Raw genomic sequence first — 22,970 nt, 5'->3', positions numbered from 1 at the left:
TGAAGTTATTAACCTCATTCTTTTTTTTACTATTAAGTAGCGTACATAATAATTTAAACATACATGCATACATTCTGTTTTGAAATAATAGTACCAGCTTTTTCTTCTAGTGCTTCATATACTTTTTCTAAAGACGTAATAATTGTTTTTCTTTTTGGATTTGTATTAACAAAATTAATAGCAGCTTCAATTTTTGGAAGCATGCTTCCCGCAGCAAATTGTTGTTCTTCAATATATTCTTCTAATTGATTCACTGTGACATGCTCTAATTTTTTTTGATTCGGTTGATTATAATTTACATACACATGATCAACTGCAGTTAAAATAACGAGCGTATCGGCATCTACTAATTCTGCTAATTTCTGCGCAGCGAAATCTTTATCGATAACCGCTTCAGTTCCTTTTAACCCTTCTTCGGAATCAATTACTGGAATTCCACCCCCGCCAACAGCTATCACTATGTTTCCATCTTCCACCAAAGAATTAATCACTTTATGTTCATGAATACTTACAGGCTTCGGTGATGGAACAACACGTCTCCATCCTCTACCAGCATCTTCTTTAAACACTGCTTTTGTTTCATCCATTAATCTTCTGGCCTCTTCTTCTGTATAAAAAGGACCAATTGGTTTAGTTGGATTTTTAAATGCCTCATCTTTTTTATCCACAACAACGCGCGTTATAACCGTTGCTACATCTTTTTGTATATTCCGTTTTTTTAATGCCTTTTCAATCGCATTTTCCATCCAATATCCAATCATCCCTTGGCTCATTGCCCCACAAGTATCTAATGGCATTGCAGGTGTCTTTTCCGTTTCTGCAGCTTTTTGCTGTAATAAAATATTCCCCACTTGTGGGCCATTTCCATGCGCAATTACTATATCCACATCATTTTCCATTATTTTCACAAGTTGTTCCGCTGTTTTTTCCAACGCTTCTTGCTGCGCTCCCGCAGTAGCTTCTCCAGACTGTATCGCATTTCCCCCTAGTGCAACTACAATTTTTCTTCGTACCATATTTCAGCCCTCCAGTTCATTTCGCTTTCACAGCGCTTTATAAAGTAATACTGCCTGTAATTAATCCATAAATCGCAAAGAATGCTAAAGCACCAATTGCTACGGATGATGCTAATTCCACTCGAGTAAATATTTGCTTCGAACTCTTTTGCTTTTGAACATTGTAAAAAATAAAAATACCTGGCGCATATAAAGTCATTGTTAATAATAAATACTCTAAACCAGCTGCATAAACTAACCACACACCATAAATACTTGCTATCAAACCAATTATTATATTTTTATTTCGATCTACTTCTTCAGATTTTAAGCTATGCTTCAGTTGATAAAATGCTGAAAAAGCATATGGAATTAAAATGGCTGAAGATGCTAAAGAGAATGCAAAGTTATACGCCTGATCAGAAACGACGAATGTTAACAAGAATATTTGAATTAAACCATTTGTTATCCATAATGAATTTACTGGAGCCTTATTTTTATTTTCTTTTGCGAACCATTTTGGAAATACTCCATCTTTAGCGGCTAAATATGGAATTTCAGAAGCGAGCAAAGTCCAACCTAACCAAGCACCTAATACAGAGATGACCAAACCTAAATTTATAAAGATAGCACCCCATTTTCCAACAACACTTTCAAATAAATAAGCCATAGCTGGATTTTTCAAACCAGCAATATCTGCTTGCTGCATAAGTCCAAGAGACAATAATGTGATTAAAATGTAAATGATGAGTGTACCAATTAAGCCAATAACCGTTGCTTTCCCTACATCACTTCTATTTTTTGCTCGACTGGATAAAACAACAGCCCCTTCTACCCCAATAAATACCCATAGAGTTACAAGCATTGTACTTTTAACTTGGCTGCCAACTGCTCCCCATGAAAAAGAACCAGTTTGCCCCCAAAATCCATCTAAGAATGTATCAATATGAAACGCGAAGATTCCTATGACAATAAATACAAATACAGGTACTAATTTTGCGATTGTAGTTACTAAATTCACAAGTGCTGCTGATTGAACTCCACGTAAAATTAACATGTGAACACACCACAATAATACGCTTGCACCAATAATGGATTCTACATTTTGACCGCCTTCAAAGATCGGGAAGAAATATCCTAATGAAGAAAATAATAATGTACCGTAAGCTACATTCCCAAGCCAAGCAGATAGCCAGTATCCCCACGCACTATTAAATCCCATAAAATTACCAAATCCTGCTTTTGCATAGCTAAAAATACCACCATCTAAATCTGGCCGTTTTACAGTTAGATTTTGAAAAGATAATCCAAGTGCAATCATCCCAATTCCTGTTATAACCCAGCCAATAATAATGGCTCCAGCACCAGCACCTTTTGCCATATCACTCGCTAAATTAAAGGCTCCACCGCCAATCATAGACCCAACTACAAGAGCCGTTAGTGTAAACAACCCTAATTTCTTATCTTCACCCATTCCACTCACCTCTCTTTAATTGCAATAACAATACAAAAGCAATAGTGAATGATAGTGTCTAAAGGAGGAGAAAGAAGAAAGGAAGACTCCCTTTCTTCTTTACTCCATGTTTCCTAAAGTAGCTGCCATAACCGCTTTAATTGTATGCATTCTATTTTCAGCTTGATCAAATACTTTTGAATGTTTACTGCGGAATACTTCGTCAGTTACCTCCATTTCTTTCAACCCATATTTCTCGTAAACTTCTTCGCCATACATCGTTTCAACATCATGAAATGCAGGTAAACAATGTAAGAAAATCACGTTTTCATTCCCTGTTTCTTTAATCATTTTCATATTTACTTGATAAGGTCTCAATAACTCGACACGTTCAGCAAATTTTTCTTCTTCCCCCATAGACACCCATACATCTGTATAAATTACATCTGCATTCGCAACAGCTTCTTCCACATTACTTGTTATCATTACCTGTTCATTATATTTTTTTGCTAAATCAATTACTTCTTGTGCAGGCCATAAAGATTCTGGTGTGCAAATACGTACATCCATTCCAACGATTGCTCCACCAACTAGTAAGCTATTAGCAACATTATTTCGTCCATCTCCAACGTAAACGAGCTTCACATTTTTCAACTTCCCTACATGTTCTCTAATTGTTAATAAATCTGCTAGTGTTTGTGTTGGATGCCACATGTCTGTTAATCCATTCCAAACTGGCACACCAGAATTTTGTGCTAAAGATTCTACAGTCTCATGATTAAATCCACGAAACTCAATTCCGTCAAACATACGCCCTAACACTTTTGCTGTATCCTCTACGGATTCTTTTTTCCCAAGCTGAATATCACCTTTCCCTAAATATTCAGGATTCGCCCCTAAATCTGTACATGCTACTGTAAATGCACAGCGCGTACGAGTGGAGGTTTTTTCAAATAAGAGCGCTACATTCTTATCTTCTAAATAATGATGCGGGATACCATTTTTCTTTTTCTCTTTTAATTCTGCTGCCAAATCTAGAAAATATAACAATTCTTCTTGTGTAAAATCTTTTTCTGCTAGAAAGCTTCTTCCTTTTAAATTTGGTCTAGTCATTAACATACTTCATCCCTACTTTCTCCGTTATTTATACTAAATATCTTTACGAACAATTGGCATACTCATGCAACGTGGACCCCCACGACCACGAGATAATTCCGAACTTAGCACTTCAATTACTTCTATACCGTGCTCCCGTAATAACGTATTGGATACATAGTTGCGATCATATGTAACAACTACACCTGGTGCGATTGCTAATGTGTTCGAGCCATCATTCCATTGTTCACGAGCAGAAGCAATTACATCTCCTCCTCCACATGGAATAAGAACTAATTCACTTAAGCCTAATACCTCTTTTAATGCTTCCATTAAAGAAGTACGATGTGTAATTTTAAGAGTTTCCTCATCTGATCCTTTTTCTAAAATATAAATATTCATATTCCCTTTTGGCCCTTGAATGGCTGGATGAATTGTAAACTTGTCATAATCAACCATTGTAAATACTGTATCTAAATGCATAAATGCTCGGCATTTTGGAATTTCTATTGCTAACACTTTCTTAATTTTATTTTGTCGGCTAAAGAGATTTTTAGCTAAACGTTCAATTGCTTTAGCTGAAGTACGAGCAGACACTCCAATCGCAATTGTTTCTTCATTTAAAATTAGCTCGTCGCCACCTTCAATTGGAAATTTATAATCACGATCTAACCAGATTGGTACATTATGTTTTGCAAATCTTGGGTGATATTTAATGATGTACTCCATGAATAATGATTCACGTCTACGCGCTGGTTCTCTCATCTTATTTATCGTTAAGCCATCGCCCACGCTAGCTGCTGGATCACGAGTAAAATATAAATTAGGCATTGGATCTAAGTAAAACGGATAATGATCTTCCATTAATTCATATAAATGTGTCTTCTTACTTGTTTCAATTTCGTTTTTCCGTACACCGCCCATAATTTTTTGAATTAATTCTTCATTTGAAAAGGAAAGTAAATATTCTTTTAAAGTTTGATGTGCAACATTTACGTCAGCCTGTCCTTCTTTTAAAATACGATCAACAAATTCTTCTCGAAGTTTTTTATCTACTAACGCCTCAGCAGCTAGTTTTTCTAAATAAAGAACTTCAACACCCCGATTGCGTAACGTTTGTGCAAAATAATCATGCTCTTTTTGAATAATTGGTAAGTATGGAATATCGTCAAATAATAATTGTTGCAAATAATCTGGCGTCAAGTTTTCCACTTCTTTACCCGGTCGTTTTAATAAAACCGTTTGTAATTCCCCAATTTCTGAAGTAACATGTATCGGATGTTTCATTTGTTGTACCTCCTTTTAAATATGTTTGATGTCTTACAAGTACATAATAAATGCTCTGCACTTTTATCTTTGTGAAAGCATCCACATTATCATTGTGAAATATTAAACAAGTTATTTTTTTAAAATCATACGAATTTGTATTTTTATAACAAACTCTCTCGCTTTTTCAATAAAAAACACATATATTACGCATATATGTTGAATATTTAACTTCCGTATTTAAACAAAAATCCTGTTTTTAATTTTATTAAAAACAGGATTTTTGCATCTAAATAATTAAATTTAATCTTTCTTCTATAATCTCCCTATCTGATTTCGACTGTGAAATTATAAGGCATGTATCATTTCCACATATACATCCTATTTTTTCTTTCCAATCTAACTCATCAAATAAAACACCAATAACATGTGCATTACCAGGTAATGTTTTAATAACCATTAATTGATCTACACAATCAATTTTCACAACAACTTCTCGTAATTTTTTCTTTAACTTTATATCAGTTTGTAAATGCTCTTCTGAGAAAACTTTATATATCATTAATCCTTCTTGAGAAGGTACCTTCGTTAAGTTTAACTCACGAATATCGCGAGAAACCGTAGCTTGTGTTACTAATACATCTTTTTTTGCTAACAATTCTACTAATCTTTCTTGCTTATCTATTTCATACTCCTTTACAAATTGTTTAATTAACCGTTGTCTTTTTTCTTTTTTCATAAAAGACACCCCTTTTAATATTATAGCTCGCTATAATTTTCATCCGAAAGGGAGAGAAAAGAATGTTGCGGAAACGTTCATAGTTTAACTGTAAATATTAAATCAAACTAAATAAAAAAGAGAAGAACAGCATTCTGTTCTTCCTTTTACATTGAAAATCGTTCAATTGTTTGTTTCAAATCAGTTGCTTGCTTCTCTAAGTCCTTTAATAATTGATCGATTACTATCATATTTTTAGACTGTTGTAGCGTTACACGCGCCACTTCTTGCGAACCAGCTGACGTTTCTTCAGCAATTGCTGCTACAGCTTTTGTTTGTGCTCCTGTTTGATGAATGTGGCTCACTTGTTCATTCATATAACTACTAATTTGCTGAGTTGCATCGGCTACTTCCATAACACTTGATGACATTTCTTTTAAAATTAATTCCGTAGCTTCCCCACGTTTCGCCTCTTCTTTAGCTATTTTCACTTGTTCTGTCATTTTCATTGCAACTTGTTGTACTTCATCTTGCATATTCCGTAATAACTGAGATATGTTTCTTGCAGAATGATCACTTTCATCAGCAAGTTTACGTACTTCTTCCGCAACAACCGCAAAACCTCTTCCATGCTCTCCTGCGCGAGCTGCCTCAATAGAAGCATTTAGTGCTAATAAATTCGTTTGGCTAGCAATCGCACTCACAACAGACACAATATGTTCTACTTGTTTCATTCGTTCTTCTAACTTCTGTACATTTTGCATGGAATCTTCATTTTCTTTTGCCAATGTTTGAATACCTTGAATTAAAGACGTAAAGACACGAGTACTATGCCCTAAAGCTTGAACCATTTCTGAAGACAACGTATCAGACTGCTTCGCTTTTTCTTCTACTTCACTTGCAATAGACGTCGTTGTATCAACAGCAGAAACAATTGCTTGAATTGATGCTGCTGATTGCTCAGCGCCTGAAGAAATCTCTGCAAGAGTCTCAGATACACCTTGCGCTTGTCTCGTTGCTTCGCCTGTTTGTTTTCTAATCTGCTGTACTTGATTGTTTGTATAAGAAAATGTTGTATCAATATTTTTTACCATGCCCCTTAAGTTTCCTAACATCATATTAAATGCAACACTTAAAGATTTAATTTCATCATCTGTCTTCGGTAATGGAACATCTTCACGAATATCACCCTCAGCTGCTTTTCTTGCCGCTTCCTCTAACTTGCGAAGCGGTTTAATTAAAAATACGGCTGCTCCATATGCTAAAATTCCAGACCATACTACCCCTAATAACATAACGATAATATTATATACTGTTTGACTTACATAACTTTGAAAATAATCGTATATCACGTAAATAAAAAATATACTTGTTGAATATGTAATGAGAGCTAAAACTGTAGTGAATAGCATAAGTTGTGTACGTAATCCAAAAGAAAATGTTTTCCTTTCTTTTTCCATCTTCCCTTTCCCCCTTTTTATAAGCAATATAAATACTACCTATATATTATTATCCATATTTTCATTATAGAAGGATATAGGGATTTTAAAAATTATTATTTCTTTGAATATCAAATTGCACGAAAAAAATAAAGGATTCTGACAATTTATGACTAATAACAGAAATAAGGGGCAACATTTGTAAAATATATTTTTAACTGGGGGTTTTGTATGATTCAAGTTCGAAATCTAGTAAAATCATTCGGTTCACTTGATGTGTTAAAAGGAATTGATTTAGAAGTAAAAGAAAAAGAAGTTGTTGTTTTAATTGGTGCCAGTGGTTCTGGTAAAAGTACATTACTTCGCTGTCTTAACTTTTTAGAAATGTACGATGAAGGCGAAATTCACTTACAAGGTGAGCGAATTGATCCAAAGCATTCAAATTTAAATAAAGTCCGTGAAAATGTCGGTATGGTTTTTCAGCACTTTAACCTCTTTCCTCATATGACCTCACTAGAAAACATCATAGAAGCACCTATTCACGTAAAAAAATTAGAGAAAGCAAATGCAAAGGATATTGGAAATCAACTTCTCCAAAAAGTCGGCCTTCAAGATAAAGCGGATGTAACTCCTCATCTTCTTTCAGGTGGTCAAAAACAGCGCATTGCCATTGCACGAGCTCTTGCAATGAGCCCTAAGATTATGCTATTTGATGAGCCTACCTCAGCTTTAGACCCTGAACTTGTTGGAGAAGTATTGCAAGTTATGAAAGAACTTGCTGAAGAAGGGATGACAATGGTTATTGTTACTCATGAAATGAATTTCGCAAAAGATGTAGCTGATCGCGTCATCTTTATGGACGATGGAAAGATTGTAGAAGATGCTCCGCCAGCACAATTCTTTTCAGCTCCATCACATGAACGAGCAAAACAATTTTTACGCAACGTTTTATAATGTAACTTCTGTTTCAAACGAAAAGGAATATATTCATACGGTGCACAACTAATCATCCAAATAAAATATTTCAATAACATACTAAAAAACCATCCGTATGATCAATATATAGGAGGGGTTTTATGAAAAGAAAACTATTAACCATTGTTGCGAGCATTACACTATGTACATCCTTCATACTAGGAGCTTGTAGCAAAGAAAGCTCTACTACTTCATCAAATGGTGAAAAAGAATTTCGCTATGCGATGAGTGGATTATACAAACCTTTTAACTATAAAGAAAATGACGGCAAACTTGTCGGCTTTGATGTAGAAATCGGTGAAGCTCTTGCTAAAAAGATGAACATGAAGGCTACGCCAGTTACAAACCCATGGGAAACGCTAATTCAAGGTCTTCAAGCGAAGAAATATGATGTAATACTGGGTAGTATGGCAATTACAGAGGAGCGCTTAAAAGCTGTTAGTTTCTCAAATCCGTACTATCGCTCTGGCGCCCAAATTTTTGTGGCTAAAAAGAATACCGCTATCTCTTCTCCAGAAGATTTAAAAGGTAAGAAAATTGGTGTTGTAAAAGCTAGTACCTTTAAAAATCTTGTTGCAAAATATACAGATCAAATCACAGAATATGACAGTGATATTACTGCTCTTATGGACTTAGAGCCTGGGCGTGTTGATGCAGTAATTACGGATCAAATGGTTGGTCTACGTATGATAAAAGAAGGAAAATCGAATATAAAAGAAGCCGGAAAACCATTAAATCTTGATGAAATGGGAATTGCTATCCGCAAAGATGATAAAGAAATGGTTGAGCAAGTAAATAAAGCGTTAGATGAAATCATTAAAGATGGTACGTATGAAAAGATCAGTAAAAAATGGTTCGGGCGTAATATTCTTGGTGAAGAGGAAAAAACGAAGTAAGTAAGTTAGCCATTCAAAAGATTCATAAACAGTGCCCCACTGATTAAGTGTTCATTTTATGTGGGGCATTTCATTCTCTACTAAAATCTATACAATATGAGGTGAAACGCATGTTTGAAATTTTTATCTCTTCCTATCCCACACTCTTAAAAGCTACTATTGTCACATTACAATTAACATTAACTTCCCTAGTACTCGGTTCATTAATTGGATTATTATTCGCTTTCTTTCGAATCTCTAACAATAAAGTTTTAAATAGTATCGCTCATGTCTACATTGCTATTATTCGTGGTACACCTTTAATTGTTCAAATTGCCATTCTCTATTTTGGAATTACATCCGTTGTTGTTTTCACCCCTTTTTGGGCAGGAGCAATCGCTTTAGCAATTCATAACGGTGCATATATTACCGAAATTTTCCGTGGATCTATTCAATCCGTTGACCGGGGACAATTAGAAGCAGCTCGCTCTTTAGGCATGCCTTATCCTTTAGCTATGCGACGAATTATATTACCACAAGCATTTCGTCTGTCTCTTCCTCCTCTAGGAAACCAATTTATTATCGGATTAAAAGATTCTTCACTTGTTGCTTATGTAGGAATGTCCGAATTATGGGGATCAGGTTTATCAATTGCAGCAGGTAACTTCCAACAATTAGATACTTACATAATCGTTGGTGCATACTATCTCGTACTTGTTCTTCTATTTACTTATTTTGTTAATCTTTTAGAAAAACGATTACAACGAAAAGAAACTAACTCCGTCCAAGTGAGCAGAAAAAACAAGAAAGAAGTTTCTTTATAGCAAAAAAGCAAGCTCACTAAGAGCTTGCTTTTTTGCTATAAAATACATCTATTTTTACTGATTTACTTTTTTAATACTCTCTTTTTCTTCTATATGTTCCTCACGATATGAAATATTATGAGGATCTAGTCCATTTCCTAAAGAACCATAGAAATGCTCTCTATGCGGATCAACTAATTCACTTCCGTGATAATACACACGTGGTGTATTCCAAAGTGCTGCCAATGCTTTTGTCATCGGCATTTCGTGATAGCGTTCCGGCCACATTTCTTTAATCTTCTCTTTTACTAACGGATAGTATTTTGAACTCATAGCAGGAAACAGATGATGTTCTGTATGATATGAGAAGTTGAAATGTAAAACGTCTACCCAGCGCGGCACTGTTACTGATAAACAGTTTGCTAATGGATCATTTACTGGAACAATTGGATTTAAGCGGTGATTTGTTGCGATATATGCCATTACAATAAAGTTAGCAATTAACAACGGAATGACATATGCAAATAACCATTTTCCTGGTCCCATAATAAACAATAAACTAATCCAAACTGTCCAAGGTAAAAGAAGTTGAAGCCATACAGATTTTTGATTGGATGACTTAAATTCTTTTATAAAATGAAAGAACATTCGAGTCGAATGCAATGTAAATTGAATTGTTAGTGACAGAAAACTAAAGAATGAACGTACATGAAGGGGCATACGATATACCCAACTCAAAAACTTACTCTTCTTAAGTTTCTCAAGTGTCGGCCATGCATCTGGATCATTCTCTTCATGCTGTGTATGAACATGATGCGTTGCATTATGCCACTTTCTCCAAAGCTTTGGCCCTGTTGATAATGGCATAAATGCAATCGCGCCTAAGAAGTCACGAAGCCATGCCTTTCTTACAACAGTTCCATGTAAAATTTCATGCCCTAAAAATCCAAGTGAAGCAAAACATAATCCAAGAACAATTGCAATTCCTAGATTCGCCCACACATTCAATTCAAATACACCAATCGCTATTAACCCCGCCAATGCCACAAGCAAATAAGCCAGTCCACCAAATAAACGAGTAGGCACTGGTTTAAATGCTTTTTTCGGCAAATGTGGTGATACACGTGCTGCATACCACCCAAACGTATGAAGCTCCTTCATCCTTTTGCTCCTTTCTTATGCCGCGCCTTGCGCAACTTACATATATTAATTCTTGCTTCCAGATTGATTTTACTAGGTGATCCAAAAAGCATCTATTATAAGGAAAATATACTCACTCTATCGTCACTTATTTTTCGCTTTTATTATCAATGAAAAACATTTCTCTTTTTACTCTCTATCAACCTTTCCACATGATGAATCATAACAATAGAATTTCTATATTGTCAACACCTTTTATGACCTAGTAATAAAAGGTGGTTATATTTTTATAATCATACTTTATTTCACTAAAGAAAATGTATAGATTCCATAAGGATTTACCCAATATATATAGACATTTTCTTAAACGCCATAGACTCTATCTCATTCAATAACTCCCTATGTAATCAACAAAACTGAATCACTTGAATTTAGTTTTATATAAATCCTACTACTTCATAATGCCCCACCTAATTAATTATATTAAAATAATTTATAACCTCTTTTAATAAAAATAGACTACTTCTAAAACAACACACATGAATTTCATATAATATGGAAATATTAAAAGGAAAATTGTTCTAAAATCAGGAGGTTTCCGCAATGACAAGTGATACATTTCCACAACTGCCGCTATCTTATTGGATTGAATCTACTCAGTTTCCTACTTTCCCTCGTTTATCCGAAAATATAAAGACGAAAGTTGCTATTATCGGTGCTGGTATTACAGGTATTACTACTGCCTATTTACTTGCAAAAGAAGGCGTCGATGTTGTTTTAATTGATTCCGGCCGTATTTTAAACGGAACGACTGGGCATACAACAGCGAAAGTAACAGCACAACATGATCTTATTTATGATGAATTAATAAATCATTTCGGTGTAGAAAAGGCCCGGCTTTACTATGAATCAAATAATAAGGCTCTACAATTCATAAATAAAACTGTTCAAACATATAAAATCGACTGTAATTTCTCAAATGAAGATTCATATTTATATACAACTACTGATAACGGATTAAGAAATTTATCGAAAGAATATGAAGCTTATCAAAAATTAAATATACCTTGTGACTATGTTCAATCTCTATCGATTCCTATTCCAGTACAATCTGCGCTTGTAATGAAAAATCAAGCACACTTCCATCCCCTTCTTTATTTAAAAACACTTTTAGAAAAGTTTGTGGAGATGGGCGGAAAGGTCTATGAACAAACAACAGCTATGGATGTGGAAAAGGGCGATTATCCACAAATAATTACAAAAGAGGGCCATCATATCACTTGTGAATATGTCGTCTCTTGTTCACATTTTCCTTTTTATGATGCGAATAGCTTTTTCTTTACGCGAATGTACGCAGAACGCTCCTACGCTCTTGCAATAAAAGCAAAAACGGAGTATCCAGGTGGCATGTATTTAAGTATTGATGATCCAAAGCGCTCCTTACGCTATATAACAAACAATGGAGAAAAATTAATTTTGATTGGCGGAGAGAGTCATAAAACAGGTCAGGGAATAAATACAATGCTTCATTATGAAGCACTCTATTCTTTTGCTGAAGCCACTTTTGGAATAGATGAAGTTCCTTATAGATGGTCAGCACAAGATTTAATTACTCTAGATAAGCTTCCTTATATCGGACATATTAACGAAAGAAATCCAAATATATTTGTTGCAACTGGATATCGCAAATGGGGAATGACAACTGGAACTGCTGCCGCTCACCTACTGAAGGACTCCATCCTAAAAGTTCACAGTCCCTATAAAGAACTGTATGCACCATCACGCTTCCATGCAAATCCAGATATAAAAACGTTCCTCTCCCAAAACATTGATGTTGCGAAACATTTAATTGCAGGAAAGATTGAAACCGCATTACGTAAGCCAGAAGATCTCGAAGTTGGTGAAGGATCTGTCGTACATGTTAACGGTAAACGAGCAGGTGCTTATAAGGATAAAGAAGGAAAATTACATATCGTCGATACAACTTGTACACATCTCGGCTGTGAAGTTGAATGGAATAATGGTGATTGTACTTGGGATTGCCCTTGCCATGGTTCTCGTTTTTCAATTGAGGGAGACGTTCTTGAAGGCCCAGCAGATCAACCGTTAAAACGAGTTGATAATGAGTAAACAAATAAAGAAGTTCAACAAAATTACTGTTGAACTTCTTTATTTGTTATAAACCCTTTTCAGATAAAATTCGACACAAGGAGGAAAATACTAACATTAAATAAAATAATATATTCATCTACAAATTAAAAGGGGTGAATATTATGCAACCTTCAGCTCCACCTCATCTAGAATCTACAGAAACTATCTTTCCAAGCTCTATTACAAAACTTGTTGTTTTTATTTGTTGGCTAGCCATTTTAGCTGATGGATATGATTTAGGTATTTACGGTGCCGTTCTACCAAAGCTCCTAGAAGACAAAAGCTGGGCGCTATCACCAGCGCATGCTGGTACAATTGCAAGCTATGCTTTATTTGGGATGTTTATTGGGGCTATTCTAGTTGGAACGATTACAGATCTAATTGGGCGTAAATGGACGCTTATATGCTGTTTAGCACTTTTTTCTATCACAATGGGTTTAGCGGCTATCGCTCCTTCTCCTGAGTTATTTGGATTATCTCGATTTATAGGAGGAATCGGATTAGGCGGTGTTATCCCAACAGCTTCAGCACTTACTGTTGAATATTCACCAAAAAAAAGGCAATCTTTTATTTATGCTCTTATGTTTACTGGCTATCCTTTAGGTCTCGTGTTAGGTGCTATTTTGTCCATGCTTATGTTAGAAGATTTCGGATGGAGAATTATGTTTGGTATCGGAATGATTCCACTACTCCTCATTCCTTTCATTATTCGCTATTTACCCGAGTCCATTCAATTTTTATTATCACGTAATCGCCAAGAAGAAGTGAACCAAATTCTTAATCGTTTTCAAATTGAATTTCATGTAAAAGATAAAACTCATCAAGACCCATCTACTATACGAAAGAAAAATGGATTTTTTACTTTATTCTCAAAAGAATACATAAAAGCAACGCTACTTTTTTGGATCACTTATATAATGGGAATGTTTTTAATATATGGTTTAAACACTTGGTTACCACAGATGATGCGCCAGGCAGGATATCCTCTTGGGTCTAGTCTGTCATTTCTACTTATGCTAAATATTACCGCAGCTATCGGCGCATTATTCGCTGGAGCAATTGCTGATCGTATAGGAGCAAAAATTATTATTAGCATCTCTTATCTTATGGCAGCCATATGTATCGGACTATTAACAATCAAACCATCTGTTACAATCATTTATCTTTTAATTGGCCTTGCTGGTATTGGATCAGTCGGTATTACTCAAATATTAAATGCATATGTAACACAATACTTCCCATCACATATCCGAGCTACCTCCTTAGGCTGGGGACTGGGGCTTGGCCGAGTTGGTGCAATTGCTGGCCCAATTCTCGTCGGTATTATTATGACAATGCAATATGACTTAGCATGGAATTTTTACTTATTCTCCTTTGCAGGTCTTATCGCAGCTATATCTGTTTTCTTCATTCCTACAAAATAAAAAGGGCACAAACTTACTTGTGCTCTTTTTCATATGCTTCAAACAACATATCTCGAAACAATGTATTTAAACTCTCAATATCGATTCCTGATCCCTTTTCAATTCCTTTTACATATTGCTGATAGTAATGAATTTGTTCTTCTAAAAATTGATTTAGCACCTTAATTTTCAATCCAACATCTAATTCAGTACCTGCTTTTTTCTTTATTAACAACTTTTCAATTTCATCTAATACGCTACGTTCTAATGATAATTCTGTAATCAATCGGTCAAATTCTACAGGAGGTAAAGTCGTTTTCTCTTCTAGCCACTTACAAGCTAAAATGGGACGTAATACATAAAAGTACTTTTTCAGCTTTACATTCTCACCTTGCAAAAATTCACGATAATTTTTCGACGCCATATGTAAATAATGATATATCGTTGCTTTTGGATCAAAATTCTTCTCACTCATCTGTTGAAGTAGTTCTGGAAAATTAGAGTTTTTCGAATAAAAAATTGGTGATCGAATCCACTCAAGTAAAGCAGGATTCGACTTCGCGAATAGTTGCAAAGACTTTTTAATATCCCAACCACTTATATCTAAATCATCACTAATTGGATATTCAATTACATCTCGTTTGTCATGAATTGATAAATACCATTCTACCGGATGTATATAAACAAACCTAACATCATAATCGCTATCTTTCGATGGAAAACCCCAAGCACGACTCCCTGATTCTACCGCAAATAAAATTTTCACATCATTCTCTTTTTCAATTCTTTCTAACTCCGACTCGATTTTCTCTCTCATTGCATAACACCTCCATTTTTTGATTATTTCCTTGGAAATTCGACAAATACAATACTAATTTTACTACATACCAAAAAAACTGTCAGAAATTACTGACAGCCTAATGAAACGTCTATTGTTGCTTTTCGATTACAGTAGTAGCAATTCGTTCAAACTCTTTTTGAATCTCCTCTTTATATGCATCTACTATTGAAAAATCCATAGCAGCAATATAAATTCGTTCTAATTTATCACGAACCGATTTTGCTTTCGCTAAGAAAGACATCGCCTCATTCATTTTTGCTTTATATTGAATGGAGACATCACGAATTTCCTTCGCATATTTCTCATCCGTCCCTGGCGTAACAATAAGGGCATACATATCAATAATTTCATCACCCTCGCGACTTGGAAAATATTCATGTGGTGCGGTGCTATCAAAAATTGCAAATCCTAATTCTCTTACGATAACCATATCAAGACTATTCGGGTCAAATCCGCAATGATATACTTCAACTTCAAACCCTTTTTCTTCAGCTGCCTTAGCTAACTTTTTGAGCATCGTTGATTTTCCAGAGCCTGGGCGCCCTTTTATAAAATAACGATGTGGTAACCCTTCTGTTAAATTAGGAACAAAATCAACTGCTCCTTTCGGTGTAGCAGCTCCTAAAAAACGATGTTTTACAAGCGATTGTCTCCCGCTTTTATCTGCAAATAATTTCTGGATTAGCTGATTGGTTAGTTCATTTGCTTTATTAAAATCTATATTATCAATATATATCTTCTCCCACTCATCATGTATAACCAATGCCTCTTTAAAACGTGCGTAAGCAGACTGAAAAGCTTTGCTTGCTTCTGAAACAAATCTTTCAATTTCTAACTTCTGCTTTCTTAGTTTATCTGAGTCCCAAGCAATTCCTAAATTTATATACTCTTCAACAACTCCTGGCATTTTTGGCTCAATAACATGCGGCGATGTCCCATCAACAATTCCTACTTTTAATTTTGGGATAATTACACCATCAACCGATTTATTATCAGAAGAACAATGTAAAAATTCAATATCATATCCTTTTTCAATCCATTCACGACCTATTGCCTTTATTAAAGAAGATTTTCCCGTTCCTGGGCCACCCTTTAAGATAAATAACCTGTCTAATCCTTTTAAATTCTCTTCGTATAAATTGTGAAATCCCCTAGCTGTATTACCACCAGCATAATAATTTAATACATTTCCTGTCACTGCACTCACTCCTTCGCAGCATTCTATTTACATAAGCTACAATATGCGAGCAGCTTTATTTGGGTGAATACCTATTTTGCATTGCACGAAAAAAGGAAATGAATTACAATTTAACTATCGGAAAATTCCGATTTCAAAATTAAATACTTCTTTATCAAGAGAGGCAGAGGGACCGGCCCTTTGAAGCCCAGCAACCTCAGTTTATACAAACTGAATAGGTGCTAATTCCTGCAAAATGCATTGCATTTTGGAAGATAAAACTCAACTAGCATGTAAAGCTCATCTTTCTTGATACTGAAGGATGAGCTTTTTATTATTTGAAAAATATATATTGGAGGTATGTAAAATGAAAGTAATTGATCTATCGCAAACATTTGAAAATAATATGTCTCAATTTCCTGGAACACCTAAAATACAACTAGAAGCTGTTACAAGTGTTGAAGAATCAGGCTATCAAGTTACAGATTTTCATTCTGTCGTTCACGTTGGCACACATTGTGATGCCCCTGCGCATTTTATTTCAGGCGCAACGACCATCGATCAATTACCGCTGGATCAATTTGTAGGCGAAGCTGTTCTTATAGATGTAACACATATTCAAGAGCGAAAATTACCTAAGGCAGTATTGCATAATACTGTCATAAAAGAAGGTGATATTGTTATTTTTCATTCTAATCTATCCACTAAATGGAATACAGAAGCTTATGAGAAAGAAGCATTTTACCTTTCTGAAGAATTAGCTAAAGAACTAGTGCGATTAAAGGTAAAATCTATCGGTTTAGATTTCATTTCTCCTGATGAAGTCACAACAGAAACATCACCGATTCATCACATATTACTAGGGAATAATATTTATTTAATCGAAAACTTAACAAATCTAGATGCTATCGAAACAAAACGTTTCTTTTTCTCAGCCGCACCTTTAAAAATTAAAAATAGTGACGGTGCTTTCGCAAGAGCATTTGCTGTTATATTTTAAACACAACCTATAAAGTGAACCTTTAATCAGTGGGGGTTTTGTTCATCCCACACCTAACTTCTTTGCTTCCGCTGAATTTTGAGGTGGGGGTCTTACTGCCCGGCAAATAGCGGGATTAAAAAAAGCAAAGGCCACTACTGGTCTTTGCTTCTATATTTTCTATTTAAATTAAGAAAGAATTGTTCCACACGAGGACGCACCCAAGCTAAACAATCTATCTCTTTCTTCTTTGTGCAAGCTATCTCTTCTCCATCTACCATTTCAACAAGTTCTAGTTCTAACAGTTGCCTCGTGAATGCTAACATATTCACTTCTTCAGATGGATACTCTTCTTTTAATTTCTCCTCAATTTCTCCCAATAAAAAACCGTCACGCATCATTGCCAATGCATCAATCCAAAGTGGCGGCATTTCATATTTTTCTCCTGTAATTGTATCTTTTACAATATAATTCTTTTGCTCTTTTCGAAATTGAATCGTGTGTAAACATACAGTCGAATTTAATGTTAATTCCATCATACCACCTCTTTCATAATATCTGCATAGAAAAAAGGATGCGCGTGCACCCCTTCTTATCTTTTCATAACACTACTGAACCGTTACATGAGCAATCAATCTCATGTCGATATTTTCCTCCATTATAAACGAAGTATTTTATAAAAAAAACCCTTCTTGAAACATTTTATAAAATGTTTATATTTACACAACAAGAACACTTTTCTGAAAAATCTTTTCTCCCAATACATTAAACGGTCGGCAGAAAAATTTCGACTTTCGTTCCTACTCCTAGACTACTTTGGATCGTGATACTCCCTTGATGTTCCTTAATAATTTTATATGTAATCATTAATCCAAGTCCTGTACCATTCTCCTTTGTTGTGTAAAACGCCTTGCCGATTTTTTCCAACTTTTCATTCTCTATACCAAATCCTTGGTCTTTAACAGAAATACACAAATGTCCTTGCGTTTTTTGATATGCACGGATATGAATTTCTCCACCCTCTGGCATTGATTCTATTCCATTTTTAATGATATTTAATAACACTTGTTTTAATTGCTTATCATCACCGTTTATAGCCGGTAAATTCCCATCTACTTGTAAATGACATTTAACTCTATATTGCGTTGCATAACTTTCCATTAGATGCACAACATATAGAAGGATGTCTCGTATATTACACCTTTCATAATTTGTTGGCTTTGGTTTTCCTAACAACATCAATTCACTAACAAATCCATTAACCCTTTCAATTTCTTGTAACATAATGTCGTAGCTCATCGTATCAGCTGGATTTCTTTCTTTTTGCATTTGCGTAAACCCTTTTAACGCTGTTAACGGATTTCGAATTTCATGGGCAATTGTTGTAGACATAGTCCCAATCACAGCTAAATTTTCCGTCTCTTTCATATTGTTCATCATTTCAACCACTGTTCTTACATAAGATTGAAATCGTTTTAATAAAGAATGTGAAATAATGAAATAGAATACACATAAAACAAGTGGAATTACCACTTTTAAATCTTGTAATAGCAATGTGAAAAATACGTACTTTCCAATTACACTAAAGGAAACTAAATAAAAGTATTTTCTATTCACGAAAACTGGGGCAAATAAAATTAATAACATTTCTACCATACTACCATGTTCAAAAGGTCTATCCGTTCGCAAATAAATCATTAAATTATTAACAAGATTGATAAACATGTACCCAAATAAAAATAAATATTTTACAGAATATACATACCCTCTTTTTTGAAGATATATAGAAATAGGAAATATTGCTATTACAAATATAGGCACACCTATCCCAAGACTACCTTCTGGCCAACCTACCGCTGTTCCACTAATATTCATAGCAGGATACACAAAATAATATATAGCGTCATATAAAAAGAATATAATATAGAATAATAATATAAATACCTTTAAGGCTCTTCTTTCTTCATAAATCAAGCTCTTGTATTTATTCATATAAAAACTCCCCTTGATCGATACAAAAAACTTTCATTGTTATCTCCTTAAAGTATAAGTATGAAATTGCTTTCAGGGCAATATTTAACCTTATAATACTGAAAGGAAGGAGATCTCTCCTTCCTTTTAGTAACAACTTACATCCATCTTACCCTGTCATGTAACAATCCATCCGTAAAATTATTATGCCCCATTACAAAATCCTTCATATATAAATTTAAATACTCACCGTACTTACTTTCTGTATTTAATAACAACTCCTCGACGTAATAAGCACCTTGTTCGAATTGATCTAAAAGTAAACTGGACAAGCCCGCATAAATCCCGCACCCTACCTGAAAATACGTTGCATTCGTTTTATATTTACGAAAAACTTGGCTACTATTCATCACATTATACATATATGTCTCACTATTTTCATAAACGAGTAACACACCGACCAAGTCCTCTCCAGCAACCTCTTCTTCCGCTGGATTAAACACTTTACGATTCCAGTTCCATAAATCTTCTACTTGATCTAAGTTCTGTCTAATTATATTTGTTGTATACTCATTAATTCGATAAAGAAAACCAACTTCCATATTGAAGTTTTTCCCTAAAATTAATACTTCCTCATGTGGCATTAAACAACCATAGAATTCTTTTTCTCCTAACTTCACTTTATACTCTGAAGCATATACATCTTCATAAAAGTAAAGAGGACGATGATGACTCATATACATCGGATAACTCCAGATCGCTTCATCTAAAAATCGCTCTACTGCCCATGAAGCATAAAGTGTATGTGGCTTTATAAGTGCTGTATCATTCAAAAATGATGTGTCATGTTCTACAATATAACATGCTCTGGGCCTTTCATTTGGTCGTTCCTTCATAAGCTCAACAACCATCCATTGAACAACACCTGGATTCATACCTGAACCTATAATCGCTTTTGTATTTGTAAATTTCTCTTTCTCCTTCTCAAACCTTGTATATCTTTCCGTAAGCTGAAAGCCGATTAAGCTATCGTCCTGATCTACTGCCTCATTTTCCAAGGCTGAATTAATATAACAAATTCCTAGTTCATTACAGCAGCTTAATACTCTAATCGTATCTGCCCCTGAAACATCAATCACAACACTCGTTCTTTTTTCTTTTAAATGCTTTTTAAATTCCACTACATTTTGAAGGTTTATTTCATATAAATATAATTGACCTTTCAGATTCGAAAACAACTCATCATAATAAATCCTATCTTTTTGTTTTATATCCACCAAATGAAATTTGGCATTCTTTAATACTTTATAAATTGGATCTTTTTCATTTGCTATCGCTTGATTTAAAATTGCTAAAACTGCTTTTGCTGCTCCACCAGCACTACCAAGCAATGTAATTGATAACGAATTCGGAAACTGCTCCACAAACAAAACCCCTTTAATAAATTAGTTGAGCAGCTCCTCCTCAAAAAATAAATTGAATACATAAAAAGATAGCTCGTACATATTTCTTTATAAATTAGTGCAAAATTTTCTCAAAAAAATCACACCATAATATATTTATATTCAATTCATTTTCCCCTCATATTCAAATCGAGCTAAACAAATAGGCTCGACCTTTTCTTCTGCATATAAAAGAAAAAGCCAGCCCTTTCAACTAGCTTACGGACAATGGACAGATTTTACATGTTGAATATTTACATACATTTTCGCATCACGTGCTTTTGATATTTCAATATGACCTTCATCAATTTTCGCCATTTTTCCAATTTTATTGGACTCCTCACCTAAATCGAACACCATAATTTTCCCAGCCATTTTAATAAGCTGTTCTTCAAACGTTCGAGCTAACGTAATATTTAACGGATTCACGGGGAGTTCATTTTTATTGAGGGCATAAGGCACTTGATTTTCTTTATACGGAATTAACCATTTCAAGTGTTTTAAAGATATATATACCGTTTTATAAACCGGACTATAAAAAACAATATAATCGTTCATCACACTTGTAACATAACCATGTATTGGAGCATTTCCTGCTACATAAACTTCTGTAAAAATCCCTTTAGAAGTACTTAATACTTTTCTCAAAGAAATTGAAGGGGATTCCCTCTTAATTACAGAATCAACATCTGGTTTTAATATTTCTTCGTCATATGGTCTTAAAAATTTATAGTATTGTACATGATATAAAGATATATATACGTAATCTTGTCCATTGTAAAGAACAACGATATCATTTCCTACATCAATTAATACACCTTTAAACCTTTTTTCACCGATTAATTTAACATATATATTTTCTCCAATACTTTTGTTTAACTCATTCATCTATATCCTCCTTCCTATGAATTTCTTCTTACCTGTCTTCCATTTCTAAAAAAATAATCAGGGCAAAGTTCTGTTTTAATAGTAAGTAATTCCTTTTCATACTATCGAAATAAGAAATTGTTCTTCTCTTTCCCTCATAATGCCCCTCTTATTTATTAAACATTATTCATCTTCATTCTTTTTACATTTAACTACTTGACTCACACTCTTAATATGAGACTTAATTACATAAATAACTTCATCGCCGTTTACTAGTGTAATACAGCCATGGTGTACCTCACTTAATAAACCTTCCACACACTCTGGACCGCCACGATTAATTTTTACCCACTTATACTTCAAGTCTTTTAATATATCTAGAAAAGTATCCTCATCAGAGCAGAAACATGAACTATAGCAATCGCCACATTTACTTTCTTTCACTTTCTTCACTAGACTCTTCACATGTTTCAACTGATAATATACTAGTTCACCATGAGGTAACTGTAACGTTAGATAATCTTTTCCTAACGATACGAGCTCACCAACTCGACTTTCTGGTCCACGAAGATTTACTTTTACATTCTCACCAACTAAACATCTAATTTGGTCACAGCATAATACGTTCTCCAATTTCGTATCCCCCTTTCTTATTATCTTCCTCTACTTGATTGTCTTTGTGCACGAGCGCGACCTGAGTTATCGCTACTACTTTCCTTACTGTTACTATCGTCGCTCTCATCGCTCTCTCCGCATGCTAATGCATTATAGTTAACACTTTTAATATGCTTTATTGCAATTAATATAACTTCTTCTTTTACAATTAATGTAACGAAGTCACAAGAAACATCTTGCAAAATGCCTTCCACTTTCTCTGGACCACCGCGATTAATTTTCACCCAGCAATATTTGAAACTTTCAAGTAGTGCTTCAAAGTCGTCTGCACATTCGCAATCTTCCCACTCACCATCACTTGATCCACATTCTTTCGCATTTTTTGTAATACTTTTTAGATGACTAAGTTGATAGTAATAAAGCTCACCTTTTTCATTCTGCAATACAAAGTAGTCCGGACATACTGATATTATTGTTCCTTTTTGAGATTCTGGACCACCCCTGTTTACTCTCACAAAAGATCCAATTAAGTCTTTCAAAAAATCACAATGAAATAAACTCACGAGAAAACCCCTTCCATTAATTTATAAGCTTTTGCACTGATAGTATATGTATCTGTACAGGTTACGTTCTCTATGTTTGTCCTAGCTAGAAAAAAATATGCTTTTAACATGGTAGACTACTACCTATCAAAATTTGAAGAAAGGCTAAGAACTCCTTATGTTTTTGATATCTTTAAACAAAAAACCCCTTATGAAGATACAT

Annotated in this window: 20 protein-coding genes, 2 pseudogenes and 1 riboswitch; of the genes and pseudogenes, 6 read left to right on the top strand and 16 right to left on the bottom strand. The window is 34.4% G+C overall.

The window, feature by feature from the left end:
• Positions 1-53: 53 nt before the first annotated feature.
• The 7 genes and pseudogenes from arcC to ACS2FK_RS24815 form a co-directional block, all read right to left on the bottom strand.
• Positions 54-1,016 (bottom strand): carbamate kinase, encoded by a 963-nt coding sequence (gene arcC, locus ACS2FK_RS24845; RefSeq protein WP_063546325.1) that lies wholly within the window; start codon positions 1,014-1,016, stop codon positions 54-56.
• 37 nt (positions 1,017-1,053) lie between these two features.
• Positions 1,054-2,469, bottom strand: a complete 1,416-nt coding sequence (gene arcD / locus ACS2FK_RS24840) for an arginine-ornithine antiporter (RefSeq protein WP_000503413.1) — start codon at positions 2,467-2,469, stop codon at positions 1,054-1,056.
• 99 nt (positions 2,470-2,568) lie between these two features.
• Positions 2,569-3,567, bottom strand: coding sequence for an ornithine carbamoyltransferase (argF, locus tag ACS2FK_RS24835; RefSeq protein WP_000930283.1), 999 nt, complete (start codon positions 3,565-3,567; stop codon positions 2,569-2,571).
• 30 nt (positions 3,568-3,597) lie between these two features.
• Positions 3,598-4,830 carry an arginine deiminase gene (gene arcA, locus ACS2FK_RS24830; protein ID WP_000682331.1) on the bottom strand — a complete coding sequence of 411 codons (1,233 nt, stop codon included), beginning with the start codon at positions 4,828-4,830 and terminating at the stop codon, positions 3,598-3,600.
• 268 nt (positions 4,831-5,098) lie between these two features.
• A complete protein-coding gene (argR, locus tag ACS2FK_RS24825; RefSeq protein WP_000711826.1) occupies positions 5,099-5,548 on the bottom strand; it encodes an arginine repressor in 450 nt (149 codons plus the stop codon).
• 146 nt (positions 5,549-5,694) lie between these two features.
• Positions 5,695-6,267: pseudogene (locus tag ACS2FK_RS24820) on the bottom strand (methyl-accepting chemotaxis protein); the annotation flags it as partial.
• 369 nt (positions 6,268-6,636) lie between these two features.
• A pseudogene (locus ACS2FK_RS24815) lies at positions 6,637-6,822 on the bottom strand (HAMP domain-containing protein); the annotation flags it as partial.
• Positions 6,823-7,197: 375 nt separating this feature from the next.
• Between ACS2FK_RS24815 and ACS2FK_RS24810 the strand changes: the two are divergent.
• From ACS2FK_RS24810 to ACS2FK_RS24800, 3 genes are all read left to right on the top strand, one after another.
• Positions 7,198-7,920 carry an amino acid ABC transporter ATP-binding protein gene (locus ACS2FK_RS24810; RefSeq protein ID WP_000616920.1) on the top strand — a complete coding sequence of 241 codons (723 nt, stop codon included), beginning with the start codon at positions 7,198-7,200 and terminating at the stop codon, positions 7,918-7,920.
• Between the two features lie 122 nt (positions 7,921-8,042).
• Positions 8,043-8,837, top strand: coding sequence for an ABC transporter substrate-binding protein (locus ACS2FK_RS24805; protein WP_000823755.1), 795 nt, complete (start codon positions 8,043-8,045; stop codon positions 8,835-8,837).
• A 47-nt stretch (positions 8,838-8,884) separates the two neighbouring features.
• Positions 8,885-9,640 (top strand): amino acid ABC transporter permease, encoded by a 756-nt coding sequence (locus ACS2FK_RS24800; RefSeq protein ID WP_003269335.1) that lies wholly within the window; start codon positions 8,885-8,887, stop codon positions 9,638-9,640.
• Positions 9,641-9,694: 54 nt separating this feature from the next.
• On the opposite strand, the gene ACS2FK_RS24795 is transcribed toward ACS2FK_RS24800, so the two are convergent.
• Positions 9,695-10,780 (bottom strand): fatty acid desaturase family protein, encoded by a 1,086-nt coding sequence (locus tag ACS2FK_RS24795; RefSeq protein ID WP_000661208.1) that lies wholly within the window; start codon positions 10,778-10,780, stop codon positions 9,695-9,697.
• A gap of 582 nt (positions 10,781-11,362) precedes the next feature.
• Here ACS2FK_RS24795 and ACS2FK_RS24790 point away from each other — a divergent pair.
• Together ACS2FK_RS24790 and ACS2FK_RS24785 are read left to right on the top strand one after the other, a co-directional pair.
• Complete coding sequence (locus ACS2FK_RS24790; protein ID WP_000199990.1) at positions 11,363-12,889, top strand: FAD-dependent oxidoreductase; 1,527 nt, start codon at positions 11,363-11,365, stop codon at positions 12,887-12,889.
• 143 nt (positions 12,890-13,032) lie between these two features.
• Complete coding sequence (locus tag ACS2FK_RS24785) at positions 13,033-14,334, top strand: MFS transporter (RefSeq protein WP_063546323.1); 1,302 nt, start codon at positions 13,033-13,035, stop codon at positions 14,332-14,334.
• A gap of 13 nt (positions 14,335-14,347) precedes the next feature.
• Here ACS2FK_RS24785 and ACS2FK_RS24780 read toward each other — a convergent pair whose 3' ends face one another.
• Positions 14,348-15,130, bottom strand: coding sequence for a nucleotidyltransferase domain-containing protein (locus ACS2FK_RS24780; protein WP_063546321.1), 783 nt, complete (start codon positions 15,128-15,130; stop codon positions 14,348-14,350).
• Between the two features lie 112 nt (positions 15,131-15,242).
• Positions 15,243-16,352 (bottom strand): PRK06851 family protein, encoded by a 1,110-nt coding sequence (locus ACS2FK_RS24775; protein WP_063546319.1) that lies wholly within the window; start codon positions 16,350-16,352, stop codon positions 15,243-15,245.
• Between the two features lie 148 nt (positions 16,353-16,500).
• Positions 16,501-16,613: riboswitch (SAM riboswitch) on the top strand.
• Positions 16,614-16,698: 85 nt separating this feature from the next.
• Here ACS2FK_RS24775 and ACS2FK_RS24770 point away from each other — a divergent pair.
• Positions 16,699-17,331 carry a cyclase family protein gene (locus ACS2FK_RS24770; protein ID WP_063546317.1) on the top strand — a complete coding sequence of 211 codons (633 nt, stop codon included), beginning with the start codon at positions 16,699-16,701 and terminating at the stop codon, positions 17,329-17,331.
• Between the two features lie 134 nt (positions 17,332-17,465).
• Here the strand turns inward: ACS2FK_RS24770 and ACS2FK_RS24765 are convergent, their stop codons facing one another.
• The 6 genes from ACS2FK_RS24765 to ACS2FK_RS24740 all read right to left on the bottom strand — a co-directional run bounded on the left by ACS2FK_RS24765 (position 17,466) and on the right by ACS2FK_RS24740 (position 22,768).
• Positions 17,466-17,846: a hypothetical protein gene (locus ACS2FK_RS24765; protein WP_000424116.1), complete on the bottom strand. Its 381-nt coding sequence runs from the start codon at positions 17,844-17,846 to the stop codon at positions 17,466-17,468.
• Between the two features lie 229 nt (positions 17,847-18,075).
• Positions 18,076-19,302 carry an ATP-binding protein gene (locus tag ACS2FK_RS24760; protein ID WP_063546315.1) on the bottom strand — a complete coding sequence of 409 codons (1,227 nt, stop codon included), beginning with the start codon at positions 19,300-19,302 and terminating at the stop codon, positions 18,076-18,078.
• 137 nt (positions 19,303-19,439) lie between these two features.
• A complete protein-coding gene (locus ACS2FK_RS24755) occupies positions 19,440-20,705 on the bottom strand; it encodes a hypothetical protein (protein WP_063546313.1) in 1,266 nt (421 codons plus the stop codon).
• A 237-nt stretch (positions 20,706-20,942) separates the two neighbouring features.
• Positions 20,943-21,611 (bottom strand): hypothetical protein, encoded by a 669-nt coding sequence (locus tag ACS2FK_RS24750; protein WP_063546311.1) that lies wholly within the window; start codon positions 21,609-21,611, stop codon positions 20,943-20,945.
• Positions 21,612-21,773: 162 nt separating this feature from the next.
• On the bottom strand, positions 21,774-22,223 hold the full coding sequence (locus ACS2FK_RS24745; RefSeq protein ID WP_063546309.1) for a hypothetical protein: 450 nt from the start codon (positions 22,221-22,223) through the stop codon (positions 21,774-21,776).
• Positions 22,224-22,243: 20 nt separating this feature from the next.
• Positions 22,244-22,768: a hypothetical protein gene (locus tag ACS2FK_RS24740; RefSeq protein ID WP_063546307.1), complete on the bottom strand. Its 525-nt coding sequence runs from the start codon at positions 22,766-22,768 to the stop codon at positions 22,244-22,246.
• Between the last annotated feature and the right edge of the window lie 202 nt (positions 22,769-22,970).

This window comes from Bacillus cereus group sp. BceL220 (assembly GCF_051776965.1).
In the GTDB taxonomy this organism is placed as follows: Bacteria; Bacillota; Bacilli; order Bacillales; family Bacillaceae_G; genus Bacillus_A; species Bacillus_A cereus.
Note: the sequence above shows the minus strand (reverse complement) of the source record. Positions and strands in the feature narration are given on the sequence as shown.